At 42.4% G+C, this 19,007-nt stretch carries 16 protein-coding genes and 2 tRNA genes; 15 read left to right on the forward strand and 3 right to left on the reverse strand.

The genetic code is table 11. The features are described from left to right. Nucleotides 1-4 precede the first annotated feature (4 nt). On the reverse strand, nucleotides 5-1,093 hold the full coding sequence (gene mnmA / locus DJ568_RS03545; RefSeq protein WP_114003877.1) for a tRNA 2-thiouridine(34) synthase MnmA: 1,089 nt from the start codon (nucleotides 1,091-1,093) through the stop codon (nucleotides 5-7). Between the two features lie 138 nt (nucleotides 1,094-1,231). Between mnmA and DJ568_RS03550 the strand changes: the two genes are divergently transcribed. From DJ568_RS03550 to DJ568_RS03585, 8 genes are all read left to right on the forward strand, one after another. Next, a complete protein-coding gene (locus tag DJ568_RS03550; protein WP_114003878.1) occupies nucleotides 1,232-1,600 on the forward strand; it encodes an iron chaperone in 369 nt (122 codons plus the stop codon). A gap of 67 nt (nucleotides 1,601-1,667) precedes the next feature. Continuing rightward, nucleotides 1,668-2,846, forward strand: coding sequence for an acetyl-CoA C-acyltransferase (locus tag DJ568_RS03555; RefSeq protein ID WP_114003879.1), 1,179 nt, complete (start codon nucleotides 1,668-1,670; stop codon nucleotides 2,844-2,846). Between the two features lie 8 nt (nucleotides 2,847-2,854). Next, the gene (locus tag DJ568_RS03560) at nucleotides 2,855-3,769 is read left to right on the forward strand and encodes a hypothetical protein (RefSeq protein ID WP_114003880.1); all 915 of its coding nucleotides are present in this window, start codon (nucleotides 2,855-2,857) and stop codon (nucleotides 3,767-3,769) included. Nucleotides 3,770-3,845: 76 nt separating this feature from the next. Next, a complete protein-coding gene (locus DJ568_RS03565) occupies nucleotides 3,846-5,324 on the forward strand; it encodes a POT family MFS transporter (protein WP_114003881.1) in 1,479 nt (492 codons plus the stop codon). A gap of 75 nt (nucleotides 5,325-5,399) precedes the next feature. Next, nucleotides 5,400-6,131, forward strand: a complete 732-nt coding sequence (locus tag DJ568_RS03570) for a polyprenol monophosphomannose synthase (RefSeq protein ID WP_114003882.1) — start codon at nucleotides 5,400-5,402, stop codon at nucleotides 6,129-6,131. 134 nt (nucleotides 6,132-6,265) lie between these two features. Further along, on the forward strand, nucleotides 6,266-7,288 hold the full coding sequence (ruvB, locus tag DJ568_RS03575; protein WP_114003883.1) for a Holliday junction branch migration DNA helicase RuvB: 1,023 nt from the start codon (nucleotides 6,266-6,268) through the stop codon (nucleotides 7,286-7,288). 181 nt (nucleotides 7,289-7,469) lie between these two features. After that, nucleotides 7,470-8,549 carry a Gfo/Idh/MocA family protein gene (locus tag DJ568_RS03580; RefSeq protein ID WP_114003884.1) on the forward strand — a complete coding sequence of 360 codons (1,080 nt, stop codon included), beginning with the start codon at nucleotides 7,470-7,472 and terminating at the stop codon, nucleotides 8,547-8,549. A gap of 179 nt (nucleotides 8,550-8,728) precedes the next feature. Next, nucleotides 8,729-9,595 (forward strand): polysaccharide deacetylase family protein, encoded by an 867-nt coding sequence (locus tag DJ568_RS03585; RefSeq protein WP_114003885.1) that lies wholly within the window; start codon nucleotides 8,729-8,731, stop codon nucleotides 9,593-9,595. A gap of 79 nt (nucleotides 9,596-9,674) precedes the next feature. Here DJ568_RS03585 and DJ568_RS03590 read toward each other — a convergent pair whose 3' ends face one another. Together DJ568_RS03590 and DJ568_RS03595 are read right to left on the reverse strand one after the other, a co-directional pair. Further along, nucleotides 9,675-9,905 carry a hypothetical protein gene (locus DJ568_RS03590; protein WP_114003886.1) on the reverse strand — a complete coding sequence of 77 codons (231 nt, stop codon included), beginning with the start codon at nucleotides 9,903-9,905 and terminating at the stop codon, nucleotides 9,675-9,677. An 8-nt stretch (nucleotides 9,906-9,913) separates the two neighbouring features. Continuing rightward, nucleotides 9,914-10,288 (reverse strand): SpoIIAA family protein, encoded by a 375-nt coding sequence (locus DJ568_RS03595; RefSeq protein ID WP_114003887.1) that lies wholly within the window; start codon nucleotides 10,286-10,288, stop codon nucleotides 9,914-9,916. Between the two features lie 211 nt (nucleotides 10,289-10,499). On the opposite strand from DJ568_RS03595, the gene queG reads away from it, so the two are divergent. The 7 genes from queG (at nucleotide 10,500) to DJ568_RS03635 (ending at nucleotide 18,907) form a co-directional block, all read left to right on the forward strand. Beyond that, nucleotides 10,500-11,429 carry a tRNA epoxyqueuosine(34) reductase QueG gene (gene queG, locus DJ568_RS03600; protein ID WP_114003888.1) on the forward strand — a complete coding sequence of 310 codons (930 nt, stop codon included), beginning with the start codon at nucleotides 10,500-10,502 and terminating at the stop codon, nucleotides 11,427-11,429. A gap of 199 nt (nucleotides 11,430-11,628) precedes the next feature. Then, nucleotides 11,629-12,705 carry a glutamate 5-kinase gene (gene proB, locus DJ568_RS03605; protein WP_114003889.1) on the forward strand — a complete coding sequence of 359 codons (1,077 nt, stop codon included), beginning with the start codon at nucleotides 11,629-11,631 and terminating at the stop codon, nucleotides 12,703-12,705. Nucleotides 12,706-12,712: 7 nt separating this feature from the next. Next, nucleotides 12,713-13,960 (forward strand): glutamate-5-semialdehyde dehydrogenase, encoded by a 1,248-nt coding sequence (locus DJ568_RS03610; RefSeq protein WP_114003890.1) that lies wholly within the window; start codon nucleotides 12,713-12,715, stop codon nucleotides 13,958-13,960. A 496-nt stretch (nucleotides 13,961-14,456) separates the two neighbouring features. Further along, nucleotides 14,457-15,827, forward strand: a complete 1,371-nt coding sequence (locus DJ568_RS03615; RefSeq protein WP_317047527.1) for an NAD-dependent succinate-semialdehyde dehydrogenase — start codon at nucleotides 14,457-14,459, stop codon at nucleotides 15,825-15,827. Nucleotides 15,828-16,253: 426 nt separating this feature from the next. After that, nucleotides 16,254-18,320 carry an HD family phosphohydrolase gene (locus tag DJ568_RS03620; protein WP_114003892.1) on the forward strand — a complete coding sequence of 689 codons (2,067 nt, stop codon included), beginning with the start codon at nucleotides 16,254-16,256 and terminating at the stop codon, nucleotides 18,318-18,320. A 78-nt stretch (nucleotides 18,321-18,398) separates the two neighbouring features. Beyond that, nucleotides 18,399-18,485 (forward strand) — tRNA-Ser (locus tag DJ568_RS03625). Between the two features lie 348 nt (nucleotides 18,486-18,833). Next, nucleotides 18,834-18,907 (forward strand) — tRNA-Pro (locus tag DJ568_RS03635). Nucleotides 18,908-19,007: the final 100 nt, after the last annotated feature.

Raw genomic sequence — 19,007 nt, forward strand, 5'->3', positions numbered from 1 at the left:
AACATTAGAGTAAAAATCCTCCGCCCAGCAGGTCGTTTTCTTCATAAAAAACAGCGGATTGCCCGGGAGCGATGCCTGATACCATGTGGTGGAAATCAACTTTCATGTGCTCGCCCATTTGTACAATGGTGCTTTCGGTACCGGCATCTTTATAACGTATTTTCGTGATAGCCTGCAAAGGTTGATCTATAGTTTCGTATTTGATCAGATTAAGGTTTTTTACCCAGGCTTCTTTGCGTTCCAATTCGTCGGCAGTACCTAATGTAACCGTGTTAGTAGTTGGATTGATGCCTGTAACAAACATCGGCTTACCTAAAGCAATACCCAAGCCTTTACGCTGGCCAATGGTGTAAAAAGGGTATCCTTCGTGCTTGCCCACTATAGTGCCGTCTGCAAGCACGTAATTACCACCGCCAACACGTTCCTCCAGGTCTTCAACTTTATGCCGCAGAAAAGCCCTGTAGTCATTGTCAGGAACAAAGCATATCTCGTAACTTTCGCTTTTTCCGGCAAGTTCTATTTGTCCCATATCCAGTGCCATTTGCCTGATCTCGGGTTTTGAGAAACTCCCTAGCGGGAATTTAGTTCGCGCCAGATTCGCCTGCGACACTCCCCAAAGTACATATGACTGGTCTTTGTTTACATCCTTGCCTTTTGAAATAACATACCTGCCATTATCCTGCTTGCGGATATTTGCGTAGTGTCCTGTAGCTATAAACTCGCAGTCGAGCTTGTCGGCGCGCTTTAACAAGGCCTCCCACTTAATGTGCGTATTGCACAGTACACATGGGTTAGGGGTGCGGCCGGCCAGGTATTCGTCAACAAAGTTATCTATTACAAAATCGCCGAACTCATTACGTATATCTAATATATAATGAGGGAAGCCGTAACCTACTGCTAAAGCGCGTGCATCATTAATGCTGTCCAGGCTACAGCAGCCGGTTTCTTTTGAGTTAGTGCCCGACGAGGCATAGTCCCATGTTTTCATGGTTAGGCCAATCACTTCGTAACCTTCTTCATGCAACATTACCGCAGCTACAGAGCTGTCAACCCCGCCGCTCATGGCCACTAATATCCGTCCGTGCTTACTCATATTGACTGCAAATGTACAAATTGTATTTTGGAGGAACCTGATATTACCTGATTTTGACGGTTTTGTGATGCGTGATAGCCACTTTTTAGTAATTCAGGCATTTATCATAAATTTAAAACTTTAACTACTTTGGTACCTATGCCCGCTAAAAACATTGACGAATATATATCCGGTTTTCCTGCCGATATTCAAAGGAGACTTCAGGAGGTTCGTACTGCAATAAAACAAGCCGTGCCTGAGGCTGAAGAAGCTATAAAATATGCTATACCCACATTTGTATTAAACGGCAATATAGTTAGTTTCGCCGCTTACAAGAATCATATTGGCGTATACCCCGTTCCAAAAGGCGACGAAAAATTCGAGAGAGCAATAGCATCTTTTAAAGCAGAAAAAAGCACTGCACAGTTTCGGCATAACATGCCAATTCCGCTACAAATGATAAGTGAACTCACCCGGCTAAGGGTTAAGGAAATGTCAGAAGAAGCAGCAGTAAAAAAGATTAAATAATTTCCTTAGTGCCCGTACGTTAAGAGGTTGAAGTTTTATATAACTTGCACCTGCAATACTTTTATTTATGAAAGAAGTAGTTATCGTTGCTGCCACACGCACGCCCATAGGCAGCTTTGGTGGTAACCTGTCATCACTCAGCGCTACCCAATTGGGTGCCCTGGTAATAAAGTCTGCTATAGAAAAAGCCGGGTTGAAGCCCGGTCACGTAGAGGAGGTATACATGGGTAACGTGCTATCGGCCGGATTAGGACAGGCGCCGGCAACGCAGGCTGTAATATACGCAGGTTTACCACATATACCGGCCACTACGATAAACAAGGTGTGCGCATCAGGCATCAAGGCGATTATGCTGGGTGCGCAAAGTATAGCGTTGGGGCAAAATAATATTGTAGTTACCGGTGGCATGGAAAGCATGAGCAATGTGCCTTACTATCTTGATAAGGCCCGCAATGGTTACCGTTTAGGCAACGGTGAGGTAGTTGACGGCCTGGTAAAAGATGGCTTATGGGATGTTTACCATGACTACCACATGGGTGCAGCAGCTGAATTGTGCGCAGCTGAGTGTAGCATTAGTCGCGAAGATCAGGACACTTATGCTGTGGAATCATACCGGCGTGCAAAAAGAGCGCAGGCCGAAGGCTGGTTTACCCGTGAGATTACTCCTGTTGAAATTAAAGACAGAAAAGGGGGTAGTATTACCATCGTTGAGGATGAAGAACCCGCCCGGGTGATATTTGATAAGATACCAGCATTAAAGCCCACTTTTAAAAATGATGGCACCATAACCGCCGCCAATGCGTCTACCTTAAATGATGGTGCAGCGGCAGTGGCACTCATGAGTCGTGATAAAGCCGACGAAATGGGCTTAAAGCCATTGGCGCGCATTATATCATACGCTGATGCGCAGCTGGCACCTGAATTGTTTTCAATAGCTCCCTCAAAGGCTATTCCGCTGGCACTGCAACGCGCAGGTTTATCCGCAGATGAAATAGACTATTATGAAATTAATGAGGCCTTTTCAGTAGTTGCAATCGCTAACAATCAAAAGCTGCAGCTTAATCCGGCAAAAGTTAATGTTAATGGAGGTGCAGTTTCACTGGGGCACCCCCTCGGTGCGTCGGGTGCACGCATTATCGTAACATTGCTCAGTGTGCTACAACAAAACCAAGGTAAATACGGAGTAGCCGGAATTTGTAACGGTGGCGGGGGAGCAGGCGCAATGGTTATTGAAAATTTGCGTTAATAGTGCTTATGAGAGAAAGGCTTACCTTATTTTTTTTAGTGTTCTTTATTAACCAAGTCACTTTTGCCCAGCATACCGATGAGAGCACAAATACCAAACAACTCAAAATATACAGCGACAGCCTCAGCACGCTGGGTAATATGTTTATTAACCATGCTGATGAGTTCGAACGCAAAAATGCAAACTACCGTTTTATTAAAACGCTGGTAAGCGCGCTCAAAACTCCAAACTCCTATAACTTTTCGTTTGATTCGGTTAAAGCAGTGAGCATAATTAAATCGCCCGATAACCGCTTTAGGATATTCACCTGGCATGTTTTGAATGATGACGGCAGTTACCGCTTTTACGGAACAGTACAAATGAATACCGGCGGGCCTTTAAAAATGCATCCACTGGAAGACTATTCACCTCTTTTTAAAAATCCTGAAGATTCTGTAACAACTAACATAAAGTGGTACGGCGCTCAGTATTATAAAATTGTACCTGTAACTGGCAACAGCCCCTATTATGTGTTATTAGGATGGAAGGGGCACACACCCAAGTCAACAAAAAAAGTAATTGATGTATTATCGTTTAAAAATGATAAGGCCGAATTGGGTGCCCCCGTATTTGACGGTAATGGCAAAAACCGTAAAAGAGTAATATTTGAATACGCGCGCCAGGCGTCGATGTTATTAAAGTACGTTCCGGACGAAAATCTCATAGTTTTTGACCACCTATCGCCGCCTGACAGGAAATCGGCAGATAAACCCGAAACTTTTGGACCTGATCTTAGCTACGACGGCTATCAGCTAAAAAATGGCAGATGGCACTATGTAGAAAATCTTGACATGCGGAACATTCCTGAAGAACGTGACGCCGAGTATGTCGATCCCGAAAAAGAGGCAGTTGAAGCAAGGAGGCTCATCCCCCGAAAAAATTAGCTACCTTCAACATTCGTAAATATATATACCCTATAGGTTCGGTTTAATAATATTAACTTAGGCCCAATATTGACATATGACCAAAAATACATTACCTGCGACTGATGCAGCAACTACAGCCAGGTACCCGAAAAGCATTCCTTATATAATAGGCAATGAGGCTGCTGAGCGTTTTAGCTTTTATGGTATGCGCTCCATATTAGCTACATTTTTAGTGGCTCAATTCTTTAACCCCACTGCAGATCCTGCCTTGCAGGGTGTAGCTGTTGCTAAAGCTAATGAAACTACCCACTTTTTTGTATCCCTTGCTTATACGATGCCGTTTATCGGGGCAATTATGGCCGACTGGTTTTTTGGAAAGTACAAAGTGATACTTTACGTATCTATGTTGTATTGCGTGGGTCACTTGCTACTGGCAGTGTACGACCACGATCTGGAAGGTTTCCGTATGGGCTTATTGTTGATAGCCATCGGCGCGGGTTGTATAAAATCCTGTGTATCTGCTAACGTGGGCGATCAGTTTGATAAAACTAATCAGTCCCTTATGTCAAAAGTTTACGGCTGGTTCTATTTTAGTATTAACGCAGGTTCTGTATTCGCAACGATATTGATTCCTGAAATAAATGCCCGGTATGGCTCAGCCTGGGCATTTGGTATACCTGGTGTGCTGATGGCGTTGGCAACACTTATATTTTTTATGGGACGAAAAATGTACGTTAAAAACCCGCCTTCAGGCATAAACAAGAATAACTTTGTATTTATCTCCCTGTATGCCCTGTTCAATATAGGTAAAAAGAAAAAAGGTGAGCATTTCCTTGATGTAGCAAAAGGTGCTTTTACCCCCGAGCGCGTAGAGGGAATAAAAGCGGTTTACAGGGTGATGGCTGTATTTGCTTTTATACCTATTTATTGGGCCATGTGGGACCAAAATCTATCCGAATGGGTAATTCAGGCACAAAGTCTCGACAGGCACATTTTCGGTTATGAACTGCTAACTGAGCAGGTGCAAACCTTTAATCCTGTTTTCCTGCTTACGTTCATTCCCGTTTTCACCTATTTTGTTTATCCTTTTTTTGACCGCATAGGCTTAAAGGCAACGCCACTGCGCCGCATAGGCGCCGGCCTGATACTTACTGCGTTATCATTTGTTATCATTGCGTTGATACAAACGCGTATCGACGCCGGCGAACATCCATCTGTTTGGTGGCAGATATTGGCATACATGATATTATCAGCAGGTGAAGTACTTGTGTCTATCACCGGTCTTGAGTACGCTTACACACAAGCGCCTAAATCAATGAAAAGTACCATGACAGCTATTTGGTTGCTTACCGTGGCAATGGGCAATGTATTTGTCGCCCTTGTAAATTCGAGCATAGCAGACGGCGGCTTTTTCTCAAAATATCAGGGAGCGTCTTACTACTGGCTTTTTATTGGCATCATCAGTGTATTTATTATGATTTACCTTTTTGTTGCGCCACGATTAAAAGAGCGCAGCTACGTACTCGAACCTGAGGATGATAACAAGATTATTGCTGACACCAACAACTTATGATGTCCATTTAACAATTTTTAAGTTTTTTACAACGTTTAACAATTTACCTTTGCACAATTAAATTCATATACCTGAGTGCCCGACAGTATAGTTATTATACCTACTTATAACGAAAAGGAAAACATTGAGCGGATGATACGTAAAGTGTTTTCGCTTCCGCATGATTTCCACCTGCTGATAGTAGACGATGGTTCGCCGGATGGTACCCAACAGGTTATTGAACAGTTGCAAGCGGAGTTTCCGGATAAGCTTTTCCTGGAGAAACGTGAGGGCAAGCAGGGACTGGGCACAGCGTATATCCACGGCTTTAAGTGGTGTATAGCCCGCCATTACGATTTCATATTTGAAATGGATGCCGATTTTTCTCATAACCCCGACGACCTGTTGCGGCTGAGGCAGGCTTGTATAGAAGGTGCTGATGCCGCGATAGGCTCACGCTATATCAAAGGTGTAAATGTAGTAAACTGGCCCATGAGCCGGGTATTGATGAGTTACTTCGCGTCAGTTTATGTGCGCTTTATAACCGGCATCGATATACAAGACGCTACAGCTGGGTTTATGTGCTACAAACGCAAGGTACTTGAAACCATTAACCTCGATAAAATTAAGTTTGTGGGTTATGCCTTTCAAATTGAGATGAAGTATACCACCATAAAGCATGATTTTAAGGTAGTTGAGATTCCTATTATTTTCACAGATCGCACTGCCGGCACCTCCAAAATGTCAACCAGCATATTCCGCGAAGCCTTTATGGGTGTAATACAAATGCGGATAAATAGTTTTTTCAGAAAGTATCCGGAGGGGTGATTTACACCGTAAGACCGAAAGTTATAAGCGACATCAATTATCCACTCGCTGCCGTTTTTTAAAAAAAACAAAATATTCCGGACTTCCGGACTTTCCGACTTACGGACTAAAAAAAATTACTAATTTCGTTGGCAATGAATGAGCATCTTGACCCGGCACCTGACCGTCTCAGTCCCATTGAACGTGATATTGAAAAAGTATTACGGCCGCAGGCTTTTGAGGACTTTACCGGTCAGCATAAAATATTGGCCAATTTAAAAGTATTTGTGCAGGCGGCACGTCAGCGTGGCGAGGCGCTTGACCATGTATTGTTACACGGCCCACCGGGGTTAGGTAAAACAACTTTATCGCACATTATTGCCAACGAGATGAACGTGGGCATCAAGATAACATCAGGCCCTGTGCTTGATAAGCCCGGCGACCTGGCAGGCTTGCTCACCAACCTGGAAACAGGTGATATTTTATTTATTGACGAGATACATAGGCTTAGTCCGCTGGTTGAAGAGTATTTATACTCGGCCATGGAAGATTTCAAAATAGATATTATGCTGGAAAGCGGCCCTAATGCCCGTTCCGTGCAGATCACATTGAACCCATTTACACTGGTTGGTGCCACAACCCGCTCCGGTTTGCTTACAGCACCTTTAAGGGCTAGGTTTGGCATTAATGCGCGACTTGAATATTACGACGCTAAGCTGCTGACTACGATTCTGCTACGTTCGGCATCTATACTGCGTACAGAAATTTCTGATGAAGGTGCTTATGAGATAGCGCGCCGCAGTCGCGGCACCCCGCGTATAGCCAACGCATTGCTGCGCCGTACCCGTGATTTTGCGCAAATAAAAGGCAACGGTAATATTGATACTGATATAGCCCGCTACGCGCTCAACGCCCTTAATGTTGATGAACACGGGCTGGACGAAATGGATAATAAGATTTTAACGACCATAATAGATAAGTTTAAGGGCGGCCCGGTGGGCCTTAAGACCATTGCTACCGCGGTTGGTGAAGATGAAGGCACTATAGAAGAGGTTTACGAACCTTTTTTAATACAGGAAGGTTTTTTAATGCGCACCTCGCGTGGTCGTGAAGCCACAGAGAACGCATACCGGCATTTAGGAAGAATTAAGCCGGGTGGCACGCCTTCTTTATTTTGATATTTCAATCTGTAGGTATCTATGTGCTATACTGTTTTCATTGCCACAAGCGTACCACAAAAAACAAGTGAATTTATCCCTGATGTCACCTGCATAAACGTACTACTTCCAAACGACGAAGAAAGAGTGTTTATAAAGTTGTACAACGAAAAATTGAGTTAAATTATTTCAGACACTGATTATGAAGAACAGATTATTTTTGATAGTAATATTATCGTGCCTATTCCTGTCTGCATCAGCCCAAAAAGCATTAAAAGTTGTTGTAGCCGGCCTTACGCATGATCATGTGCATGGCATTTTAAATAAGTATGGCAAAGGCGAGGTAGACATCATCGGCATTGCCGAACCCGATAAAAAGTTGTGGGAAAAGTATAGTAAGCTTTATAATATTCCCAAAGGCGTATTTACCGATGACCTTAAAAAGCTTTTGACTGCTAAAAAGCCCGATGCGGTTTTAGATTACAGTGCTGTAGCGCTGCACGTAAAAACAGTTGAGATTTGCGCGCCAATGGGTATTTCAATTATGGTTGAAAAACCGCTTGCGGCAACCTTAGAGCAAGCTAAGCGTATTCAGGCACTGGCTGATCAGCATAAAATTAAAGTACTTACCAACTACGAAACCACCTGGTATCCATCATATAAAGAAGTGTTTGACCTTGTAAACGCCGATAGTGTAGGGGTTATACGTAAAATGGTAGTGCATGATGGACATAAAGGACCCAAGGAAATTGGTTGCAGTGAGGCTTTTTTAAACTGGCTTACCGATCCGGTATTGAACGGCGCGGGCGCCCTTAATGATTTTGGCTGCTACGGTGCAAATTTGATGACCTGGCTTTTAAAAGGGCAGCGGCCAATTGCCGTAACTGCTATTGCACGGCATTATAAACCGGCAGTATACCCCAAGGTGGAGGATGACGCGACAATTTTGGTAGAATACCCCAATGCTACCGGGCAAATTGAAGCCTCGTGGAACTGGCCTTTCAACATAAAAGACCTGGAGGTTTTTGGCAGCACCGGCTATTTGCACGCGATTGATAGGGATAACCTGAATGTGCGGTTAACGGAAGATGGGAACAAAACAAAAAAATCCCCTCCGCTTGCAAGCCCTAATGAGGATTTTATTCCGTACCTGAACGCTGTATTAAACAAACAAATTGACGATAGCCACGACCAGGCATCATTACAATACAATATGATTGTAATGGAAATACTTGATGCTGCCAAACGATCAATTAAAGAAGGTAAACGCATAGTTTTATAAATCTAATTCATCTGTCGAGCTAAATAAAGCGTACGGCAAAAGATGGAAGTATACTTATGAAACTATCTATCACTTATCCGTCGTGCTAACTTCTACATCAAATTATTTGTCAACACCCGGTTTTTATACTGCCGATTTGTGCTATTTTAGTCAGCGTTAAAAAACGATACTCTACTCATATGTTAAAGCAATTTCTTACGGTATTTTCTATAAGCGTAATAGCCCTTTCATCATGCCAATCTGGTAACAGCAGCAGTGCCACCGCGGATAGCTCTGTTACAGACAGTGGTGCGGTAAAAGCTGAATCTCCGGTGGCGGCCAATACTAAGCCAAACGACGCGGCTGCCATACTTGCCAAGCCGCAGGTACCTATTTTGTGTTATCACCAGATACGTAACTGGCTGCCCCGTGATGGAAAGGTTGGCAAAGACTATATTGTTGAGATAGCTAATTTTAAAGCGCAGATGAAAATGCTTGCAGACAGCGGCTACCACACCATTTTACCAGACCAGTTGTATGATTACCTGGTTTACAATAAAGAATTGCCTAGCAAGCCCATTATGCTTACGTTTGATGATACCGATCTAGACCAGTTTACCGTTGCCAACCCTGAATTAAAAAAATATGGTTTTAAAGCTGTTTATTTTATCATGACCGTATCAATAGGGCGTAAGGGCAAATTCTTAGACTATATGTCTAAAGAACAGATAAAGCAACTTGCCGATGAAGGCAATGTAATAGGCAGCCACACCTACGATCACAAAAATTTTAAGAAATATGAAGGTGAGGATTGGGTAACTCAAATTGAAAAGCCGAGTAAAAAACTTGAAGAGATTACCGGAAAAAAAATGGAATACTTTGCCTACCCGTTTGGTTTGTGGAATGCTGAGGGAATTCCGGAGCTGAAGAAACGAGGCTTTAAGGCCGCCTTTGCATTAGCTGAAAAACGTGATCAGAAAGAGCCGTTGTTTACCATCCGTCGTATCATAGCCAGCGGCTACTGGAGCCCGAAAACATTAAGTAATGCGATTAGGAACAGCTTTTAAATTTGCCTTATAACGACTAAATAGTAAGCGGGTTAGTTTAACAACTAACCCGCTTACTATTTTAGTTAACTCCTCCGCGCTACAAATTTTCGCCTTTAGGCCCCTGGCCTTTATTTGACGCGCTTTCTTCTGCCGGAGGTCCCGGTGCACCGCTATCATTGTCAGGAGCCACTGTTTTAACACGTTCGTCATCAGGTTTGTCCTGCACGGTAGGATGGGTGCCTTTAGCGTGGTCATTACCAGAGTTTTCGCCCAATTGATCTTCTCTCGGATCGTCTCTTTCTGTTAAATTATCGTTTATTGTTTCCATGTATATATTTATTTAGATATTTTTTCAGACACCCATATCACAGCTTCATCCAGTTTATCTAACGGAAAGCTTTTTGATTGTCCGGGTATTAAAAAGCGCACGGCATCACTAAACCATGCCACACCACGCTGATCGGTTACTATTGCAATCCTGTTCCATTTGGTAAAATGCTTAAGGCCAAGCTTTACATCAGCCAGCAGCGCGCCGCGTGTAAAATTATTTATATCAGTCTCCAGCACCAGCAAATAGTTTATCTCACCCTGCTTTTCTACCAATTCGTCAAACTTCGGCATCAAAACACTTTCTATATCCTCCCTCGTCACTGCGCCCACCGCGTGTATCCCTATCACATGCCCGGGCATATCGTTTATAAATCTCAGCATGTTGGTATCTGGCTCATATCATGCATTTTTATCAAACACCATACCACACAATAACTTTAACGAAATTATTTTAACTCTGTAGCTTTGGTTGCGCTCACCTTGTGCTGGTGAGTTATTGATTTGTAGTATATTTGCTGCGGAACCAGTGATGCTTTACGCAGACGAGCAAGGTGACACTAACGGTACCAATTGCTAGTTCACAGATACTATTATGTCCCGCACAGCGTACAGCCGGTTGATAAAGGAAGAAGCCAAAAAACTGGGCTTCTTGTTTTGTGGTATATCTGAGGCAGGTTTTTTAGAAGAAGAAGCGCCACGGCTCGAAAAATGGCTTGAACAAAATATGCATGGTGAAATGCAGTACATGGAAAACCATTTTGACAAGCGACTTGATCCACGCCTGCTTGTTGAAGGAGCCAAATCGATAATATCTTTAGGGATAAATTATTATACAGATGCAGCGCAGGCCGACCCGTTGGCCCCCAAGATATCTAAATATGCTTATGGCATTGATTATCACCACGTAATAAAAGATAAGCTAAAGTTACTTTTACAAGTTATAAATGCAAAAATTGGCGAAGTTGGCGGACGTGCATTTGTTGACTCTGCGCCAGTGCTTGATAAAGCATGGGCAAAAAAAGCCGGTTTAGGCTGGATAGGGAAAAACGCCAATCTGATTAACAGGGAAACCGGGTCATTCTTTTTTTTGGCTGAACTGATTGTGGACATTGAACTGGAATACGATATTGAACCCACTGCCGATTATTGCGGAACTTGTACCCGCTGTATTGACGCTTGCCCTACAAATGCTATAGTTGAACCCTATGTGGTTGACGGCAGCCGCTGTATCTCTTATCTGACTATTGAGCTAAAAAATGAAATTCCGGTGGAGTTTAAAAATAAGATGGATGGATGGATGTTTGGCTGTGATGTTTGCCAAGATGTTTGCCCCTGGAATAAATTTTCTGTACTACATAATGAGCCCTCGTTTCAGCCCCGGGCCGAACTTTTAGAGTTAAACAAAAAAGAATGGGAGGAGATTACAGAAGATGTTTTCCACAAAGTGTTTCATAAGTCCGCGGTAAAACGCACCAAGTATAATGGTTTAAAAAGGAATATTAATTTTTTAAAAGTTACTTAAATTGATGATGTTGAGCGGTGATGTTTAATAATAAAAAATAGGCCAAAAAATTTTAAAAGAGGCTATTATTTATCAATATAAAACCGCTTTTAGGGTAAAATATCACCAAAAAGTCTAAACTCACATTTTTTTAATCAAAACAAGGCTAATTCAGTTCAAAATTAGTAATTTTGAACTGTTTTCATTCAATTTGGGGCAAATGGCGTTCAATTATCGCAGAATTATAATAAAAATAGGCTCAAATGTACTTACCAAACACAATGGATTGCCAGACCTGCAGCGCATTGAACACTTGGTTGAACAGATAGCGTTTATAAAAAAACAGGGCATAGAAGTAATACTTGTGTCTTCAGGTGCAGTAGCTTCAGGACGAAGCCTTATTAATGTTTCTGATAAATATGACGCGGTGGCCGTCAGGCAATTGCTGGCGTCGTTGGGGCAGGTTAAGCTGATCAATACTTACTCAAAACTTTTCGAGCGTTTTGATATTCTTTGTTCGCAGGTATTGGTTACCAAAGAGGACTTCAGAGACAGGCTCCATTACCTTAACATAAAAAACTGCTTGGAATTGCTGATGCAGCACCAGGTATTGCCGGTTGTTAACGAAAATGATGTGGTATCTGTAACCGAACTGATGTTTACAGATAATGACGAATTAGCCGGGCTTATAGCTTCAATGCTCAACGCGCACGCTCTTATATTACTTACCAACGTAGACGGAATATATGATGGCGACCCTAAACTGGAGACATCAAAAGTGATTGATGAGGTAAATAATAAAGCCATTGATTTTTCGTCTTTTGTATCATCAGACAGATCGCAATTTGGTAGGGGTGGCATGATCACTAAAACCCACATGGCACAAAAGGTTGCCCAACTTGGCATAGCGGTGCATATAGCCAATGGCACAAAAGATAATATTTTAAAAGATATATTGGATGAGAAAGCGCCGCATACACGTTTTGTGCCCCATAAAACTGCATCAGGTAAAAAGAAATGGATTGCACACTCTGAAACATCTGCTACAGGCATAGTTTCGGTAAACGCGGGTGCAAAGGCGGCGTTAACTTCAAATAAGGCTACCAGCCTGTTGCCGGTGGGCATATCTGAAATAAAAACTGATTTTAAAAAAGGTGATATCATTAAGCTTGTAGACGGCGCCAATCAGTTGATAGGTTTGGGTATAGCAGAATACAGCTCAGAAAAAGCACGTGAAAAACTCGGCCTTAAAAATCAAAAGCCGCTGGTGCATTATGATTACCTTTATCTGCAATAATTTGGTGATGAGCTATACACACTATTTTGAAAAAGCTGTAGCTGCAGGCCGCACTACAGTGGCGTTGACTGACGACCTCATTAATAAAGTATTAACTGAAGTTGCTGAAGCTGCCGTGGACGCTACAGACATACTCCTGTATGAAAACCGGAAAGATCTTGACCGGATGGACAAAAACGATCCTAAATATGACAGGTTGATGCTAACAGCCGACCGTATAAAGGATATTGCGGCTGATATCACCAATGTTACCAAACTTGATAGTCCGCTGGGTAAGGTACTGGCAAAAAGGGAGTTGCCAAACGGACTCGAAATATCCAAAGTAACGGTGCCGCTTGGTGTGATAGGCGTGATTTACGAAGCCCGGCCAAACGTTACGTTTGACGTTTTTGCGCTATGTTTTAAAACAGGTAATGTAGCTGTATTAAAAGGCGGCAGTGATGCCGACAAGTCTAACCGTGCTATTGTTGCGGTAATACACGATGTACTTGCAAAAAATAACATCGACATCCACGTGGCTACACTGCTACCGGCAGAGCGTGAGGCAACAGACGCTTTGCTAAATGCCATCGGCTACGTTGATGTATTAATTCCGCGGGGAAGCCAGGGACTGATAAATCACATACGAAACAATAGCAAGGTGCCTGTAATTGAAACCGGTGCAGGCATTGTACATACCTATGTGGATGAAACTGCCGACATACAAAAGGCAGCAGATATTGTGTACAATGCCAAAACGCGCAGAGTAAGCGTATGCAATGCATTGGACTGCATGGTTATACACCAGTCGAGACTTAGTGATCTCCCTGCAATTACACAGCCTCTTTCAAGTAAACAGGTACAAATATTTGCTGATGATACGGCATACCAGGAATTAAAGGACCATTATCCTGCAGGGTTATTGCAAGTTGCGCAGCCGGAGCACTTTGGTACCGAGTTTTTAGACTACAAAATGGCGATTAAAACGGTTAGCAGCTTTGACCAGGCGCTTGAACATATAGCCACAAATAGCTCCAAACACAGCGAAGCTATCATAACCGAAGATGATGATTGCGCGGCTACATTTTTAAGGCTTGTTGACGCGGCCGCGGTATATGTAAACGCCTCTACTGCTTTTACTGATGGCGCACAATTTGGACTAGGCGCCGAAATAGGCATCAGTACCCAAAAATTGCACGCAAGGGGGCCGATGGCGCTTGATGAACTAACAAGTTACAAGTGGCTGGTAAAAGGTCGGGGGCAGGTAAGGTCTTAAAACTTGATAAAAATTTCGTAAAAAAAAATCGGGATGCTGTCTGACAGCATCCCGAATAATTTAGGGGTTTTAGATACTACAATAAAAAGTAGTTAACTGCCGCCACAGCGCATATAACCACAAGTATCATTCCTTGTAATTTCTGCTCTACTGTTAAGTGGTTGATCGTTTCCATCTTATACTATAAATTAGGGTATAACAAATCTATAAGGTTATACTATTCATGCAATAGCACGTTTAATTTTTAAATTTTTTTTAATAAAAAAGTAATGTAGATTTTATACTATTTAAAGAACTATTTTTTTAATATTAAAAATGCAATAAAGGTGTTACACCATTGAAATTTAGATTTTGAAATTGTTCTGAAAAAACGCCTTTTTAACGGCCTCAAAACATTTTAGCGGAATTTTCTTTAAAAATTTAAGTAGCAGTTCTAACAAATTTGTAATGTCCGGATGAAGTTGCCGGACTGTGCAGGGCTGCCTTTATAAAATACATGATGGAAATACATTCAATAAATCCGGTTAACGGGAAGATAATCCAACGATACAACGCTCATACTGATAAGCAGGTGGATAAAAAAATAATGCAAACCCATACCGCCTGGCTCAATTGGCGCAATTCGCCGCATAACGAACGTAGCCGTTTGTTATTAAACATGAGCAAGACTCTCCTGGTAAAAAAAGATGAACTGGCTCGTTTGATGGCGCTGGAAATGGGTAAACCCCTGGCCCAGGGTGTAGCCGAGGTGGAAAAATGCGCTACAGTGTGCGATTATTATGCTGCTAATGCCGCAAAGCATTTAAAAGATCAGCTGATTGAAACCGAAGCCTCAAAAAGTTTTATAAGTTTTCAGCCACTGGGAGTAATGTTCGCCATTATGCCGTGGAATTTCCCGCTTTGGCAGGTCTTTCGTTTTTTGGCACCTGCGTTGGCGGCGGGCAATTGCGGCGTGTTAAAACATGCTTCAAACGTACCGGGTTGCGCGTTAGCTATTGAAGATATAGTAAAGGCGGCCGGCTTTCCGCAACATGTGTTTCAAACTTTACTGGTAGGGAGCAATAAGGTGGACCGGATAATTGAAAATAAATTTATACAAGCCGTTACCATTACCGGCAGTACAGCTGCTGGAAGTAAAGTTGCACAAAAAGCGGGCTCGTTAATCAAAAAAACGGTGCTGGAACTAGGGGGCAGCGATGCCTACATTATTTTAGAAGACTCCGACCTGGAGCATGCAGCTGAAATATGCGTAAACAGTAGGCTTATTAACAGCGGGCAAAGTTGCATAGCGGCTAAAAGATTTATTGTGGTAAAGTCTGTAGAGAAAGAATTCACCCGGTTATTTCTTGAAAAAATGCAGGCAAAAACAATGGGCGATCCGCTTGGGAATGGTGTGGATATCGGTCCTCAGGCACGTATTGACCTGCGTGATGATTTGCACAAACAGGTAAAGCTAGCCGTTAAGCAGGGAGCAAAATGTATTTTAGGCGGGGAAATAACCAAGGGCAACAATGCCTATTACCCGGCAACCATATTAACCAAGGTTAAAGAAGACAACGTAGCTTTTGAAGAAGAACTTTTTGGGCCGGTAGCGGCTATTATAACGGCCAAAAACGAGAATGACGCTATAAGGCTGGCCAACAAAAGTATCTTCGGTTTAGGGGCTGCTATATTTACATCGGATAAAAAGCATGGTGAATTGCTGGCAGCCACGCGTATAGAAGCCGGTTCATGTTTTGTAAATGCGCTGGTAAAGTCAGACCCCAGACTGCCCTTCGGCGGTATTAAGCAATCAGGTTACGGACGTGAGCTGGGCATTTTCGGCATACATGAGTTTGTGAACATCAAGACGGTGTATGTAGCGTAAGCGTGGTTCAATGGCGTGCCAGAAGCAACGCAGCCAGGTGTACAATTTACTTGCCGTCTTCTTCGGGTTTTATGCGCCGGCACCATTTTTAAACAAGTGCTTATCCGGCTGTTAGTGCCCATAAACGCGTCCCGGGATTGCCATATACTTCTTTAGATGTCCGTTTAACCCGCGATTTCAACACTTTTTTCTATGATAATCACTGCTGTCCTGATGATTTATAATTGGGAGTAAATTCAGTAAACTTAAAACACTTCATCACGGTATGATATGCTCCGGAACCTTTATAGCTTGGATAATTTAAATTGTACAGCAAATAGATTTCATATGTCCATAAAGGCAATTATGTTTAATGTTGATTAGGCTTGTAGATAGAAAGCCGCATTTAACAGAAACTTATAGTATTTTTGATAGTTAATAGCGCACATGGTACAAATATCAGCTTCGAGGCAAAAGGCAATATTGCGTAAGTACACACGCAATATAAAATTTTTTATGATCCTGCTAAGCGTGTGCCTTATAGTAGTGGCGCTCCCTAAACAGGCACAGTTTAGGTATGAATTTGAAAAGGGGAGGATATGGAACCAAAAGGACCTTGTATCACCTTACAGCTTTGCTATCCTTAAAACACAAGATGAAATAGCAGCCGACCGCAAGGCAGCGCTTGCCAGTATAACGCCCATTTATCGTCTTGATGAGGATATAGCCAAGCAGCAATCCGAAGGGTTTTTAAGCGACCTTGATATAAAGTGGCACACCGCGGGCATTAATGATAAAATGAAGCCTGCCTATATATCTGTAGGAAATAATTTGTTGGTTAATGTTTACAAAAAAGGCATTATCAAATTAAATACAAAACACCATCGCCAGGGCGAAAACTCTCCCGTAAGCGTATTAAATAAAAATATTGCCACTGAGAAAAATGTTGTCGATTTCTTTACAAAAGAAACTGCTTTGAAATACTGTGAGCAGATTTTAAACGAACGCAAGGATATAGACAGGGCATTTTTGCTCGATTTGATTGACGACCGTTTGCAAACCAATTTAAACTACGATGAAAAGCTGACGAGTAAGTTAGAGCGAGAAGTAGTTGAAAGTTTATCCATAACCCGTGGTATGGTGCAGGCAGGCGAAGTTATTGTAACTAAAGGATCAGTTGTTAGCGATGAAATATTTCAGAAACTGCAATCTTATAAGAAAGCTTTTGAAGATAACGCACGTGTAAACGGCAATCCTAACCTGGTGTTTGCCGGCCGTTTTTTACTGGTGGGTTTAGCCATAGCTTTGTTAACCATATTCTTATACCTTTTTAGGCGTGATATATATAGTGACAACCGTTTAGTAGGCTTGATATTACTGGTTGTTACAGCTATGCTGGCCACGCTTTCAGCGGCTATTTACCTGCAAATACCTAATTTATACTATATACCATATTGTATAGTACCTATTATCATCCGGATATTGTTTGATACGCGTTTGGCTTTATATATACATCTGCTTGTAGTGCTGATGGCCGGTTTTTTTGTGCCAAACAGCTTTGAGTTTGCTTATTACGAGATAACGGCCGGTATGGTGGCAATTTATACTATAAAAAATCTTATTCGCCGCGAGCAGTTCTTGATATCGGCCTTTATAATAACAACCAGCTATTTTATAGCGTTCTTAGGAATATCATTTATTCGGCAGGGCAGCTTTACCAGTATTGATTGGGTTGATTTTGTTCCGTTTGTGGTAAGTGTTTTGCTCACGCTGCTTGCATACCCGCTTATATACGCTTTCGAAAAGGTGTTTGGCCTTACCTCGGATATAACATTGATTGAGCTGACAAATACCAACGCGCCGTTACTGCGCGAAATGGCTTTCTCTGCGCCCGGCACGTTTCAGCATTCGCTGCAGGTTGCCAACCTGGCCGAAAACGCCATATACGCCATCGGGGGCAATGCGTTGCTGGTTAGGGCAGGGGCACTGTATCATGACATCGGGAAAATGGAGAATCCGTTGTTTTTTATCGAGAACCAGATATCATCCTTTAACCCGCATGATAAGCTACCGTACGAAGAAAGCGCGCAGATTATCATCAGGCATGTGAGTAAGGGGCTTGAGATGGCCCGTAAAGCCAACTTGCCCGATATCGTTTCCGACTTTATACGCACTCACCATGGTAATACCCGGGTAGACTATTTCTACCAATCGTTTTTAAAAAATTTCCCAGAAAAATTTATTGACGAGAATATTTTTCGCTACCCGGGGCCTATTCCATTCTCAAAAGAAACGGGGGTTTTAATGCTGGCAGACTCGGTTGAAGCGGCCTCACGCTCATTAAAAGAACCTGATGAAAAATCTATCAGCGCCCTAGTAGATCGTATAGTAAAGTATAAACTCGACCAGGATCAACTGAAAGACAGCGACATAACCCTTAAAGACCTGGAGACCATTAAAACGATATTTAAGCGTATGTTGATGAGTATTTACCACGTTAGGATAGATTATTAGAAAAACCTGATTTTTTTTTTGACGGCTTAACTGATTTACTATATTTGCAGACCTCAAAAAGAGGTATTCGTACAAACAGGTGAGGTGCCTGAGAGGCCGAAAGGATCAGTTTGCTAAACTGACGTACGGGAAACTGTACCGAGGGTTCGAATCCCTCCCTCACCGCAAATAAAAATGCTGCCTTTTATGGTGGCATTTTTTATTAAAGCCCCGCTTAGTCCACATATCTTTAAAGAATTTCGTGTGTAAAGTGCGCCATCCTAGTATGCGCTTTATCAGCACAGCCCGCACACATTTTATCTTGTTTGTCTAATTGGAATGTATAATCTTAAAAGGGGCTTCTTTCAGGGCAAAGAGATAATATTAATTCGCAACCCCGGTTGTCCTACATGCGGAATTGTGAGTTACCTCGTAAAAAACAAAATTAAAATCAGTGAGTATCAGCACTTACAAAACATCTTTAAAAAAAGATTTGCAGCAATATCAAAAAAAGCTACCTTTGCAGACCCAAGACGGGATGTAGCGTAGCCCGGTATCGCGCCACATTTGGGATGTGGAGGCCGCAGGTTCGAATCCTGCCATCCCGACAACAAGCGATACCAAATAAGTATCAAAACCCTCTAAATTGTATGATTTAGAGGGTTTTTTTGTGGCTGTTACCATTATCTAAAGTAATTTGTACACCAT

This window comes from Mucilaginibacter hurinus (assembly GCF_003324525.1).
In the GTDB taxonomy this organism is placed as follows: domain Bacteria; phylum Bacteroidota; class Bacteroidia; order Sphingobacteriales; family Sphingobacteriaceae; genus Mucilaginibacter; species Mucilaginibacter hurinus.

What these genes read in the sequence shown, in the direction of transcription:
- DJ568_RS03620 (WP_114003892.1), top strand. Translation starts at nt 16,254, where the DNA reads ATGGTACAAATATCAGCTTCGAGGCAAAAGGCAATATTGCGTAAGTAC.
- DJ568_RS03565 (WP_114003881.1), top strand. Translation starts at nt 3,846, where the DNA reads ATGACCAAAAATACATTACCTGCGACTGATGCAGCAACTACAGCCAGG.
- DJ568_RS03595 (WP_114003887.1), bottom strand. Translation starts at nt 10,288, where the DNA reads ATGCTGAGATTTATAAACGATATGCCCGGGCATGTGATAGGGATACAC.
- DJ568_RS03590 (WP_114003886.1), bottom strand. Translation starts at nt 9,905, where the DNA reads ATGGAAACAATAAACGATAATTTAACAGAAAGAGACGATCCGAGAGAA.
- DJ568_RS03580 (WP_114003884.1), top strand. Translation starts at nt 7,470, where the DNA reads ATGAAGAACAGATTATTTTTGATAGTAATATTATCGTGCCTATTCCTG.
- proB (WP_114003889.1), top strand. Translation starts at nt 11,629, where the DNA reads ATGGCGTTCAATTATCGCAGAATTATAATAAAAATAGGCTCAAATGTA.
- ruvB (WP_114003883.1), top strand. Translation starts at nt 6,266, where the DNA reads ATGAATGAGCATCTTGACCCGGCACCTGACCGTCTCAGTCCCATTGAA.
- DJ568_RS03550 (WP_114003878.1), top strand. Translation starts at nt 1,232, where the DNA reads ATGCCCGCTAAAAACATTGACGAATATATATCCGGTTTTCCTGCCGAT.
- queG (WP_114003888.1), top strand. Translation starts at nt 10,500, where the DNA reads ATGTCCCGCACAGCGTACAGCCGGTTGATAAAGGAAGAAGCCAAAAAA.
- DJ568_RS03585 (WP_114003885.1), top strand. Translation starts at nt 8,729, where the DNA reads ATGTTAAAGCAATTTCTTACGGTATTTTCTATAAGCGTAATAGCCCTT.
- DJ568_RS03610 (WP_114003890.1), top strand. Translation starts at nt 12,713, where the DNA reads ATGAGCTATACACACTATTTTGAAAAAGCTGTAGCTGCAGGCCGCACT.
- DJ568_RS03560 (WP_114003880.1), top strand. Translation starts at nt 2,855, where the DNA reads ATGAGAGAAAGGCTTACCTTATTTTTTTTAGTGTTCTTTATTAACCAA.
- mnmA (WP_114003877.1), bottom strand. Translation starts at nt 1,093, where the DNA reads ATGAGTAAGCACGGACGGATATTAGTGGCCATGAGCGGCGGGGTTGAC.
- DJ568_RS03615 (WP_317047527.1), top strand. Translation starts at nt 14,457, where the DNA reads ATGATGGAAATACATTCAATAAATCCGGTTAACGGGAAGATAATCCAA.
- DJ568_RS03555 (WP_114003879.1), top strand. Translation starts at nt 1,668, where the DNA reads ATGAAAGAAGTAGTTATCGTTGCTGCCACACGCACGCCCATAGGCAGC.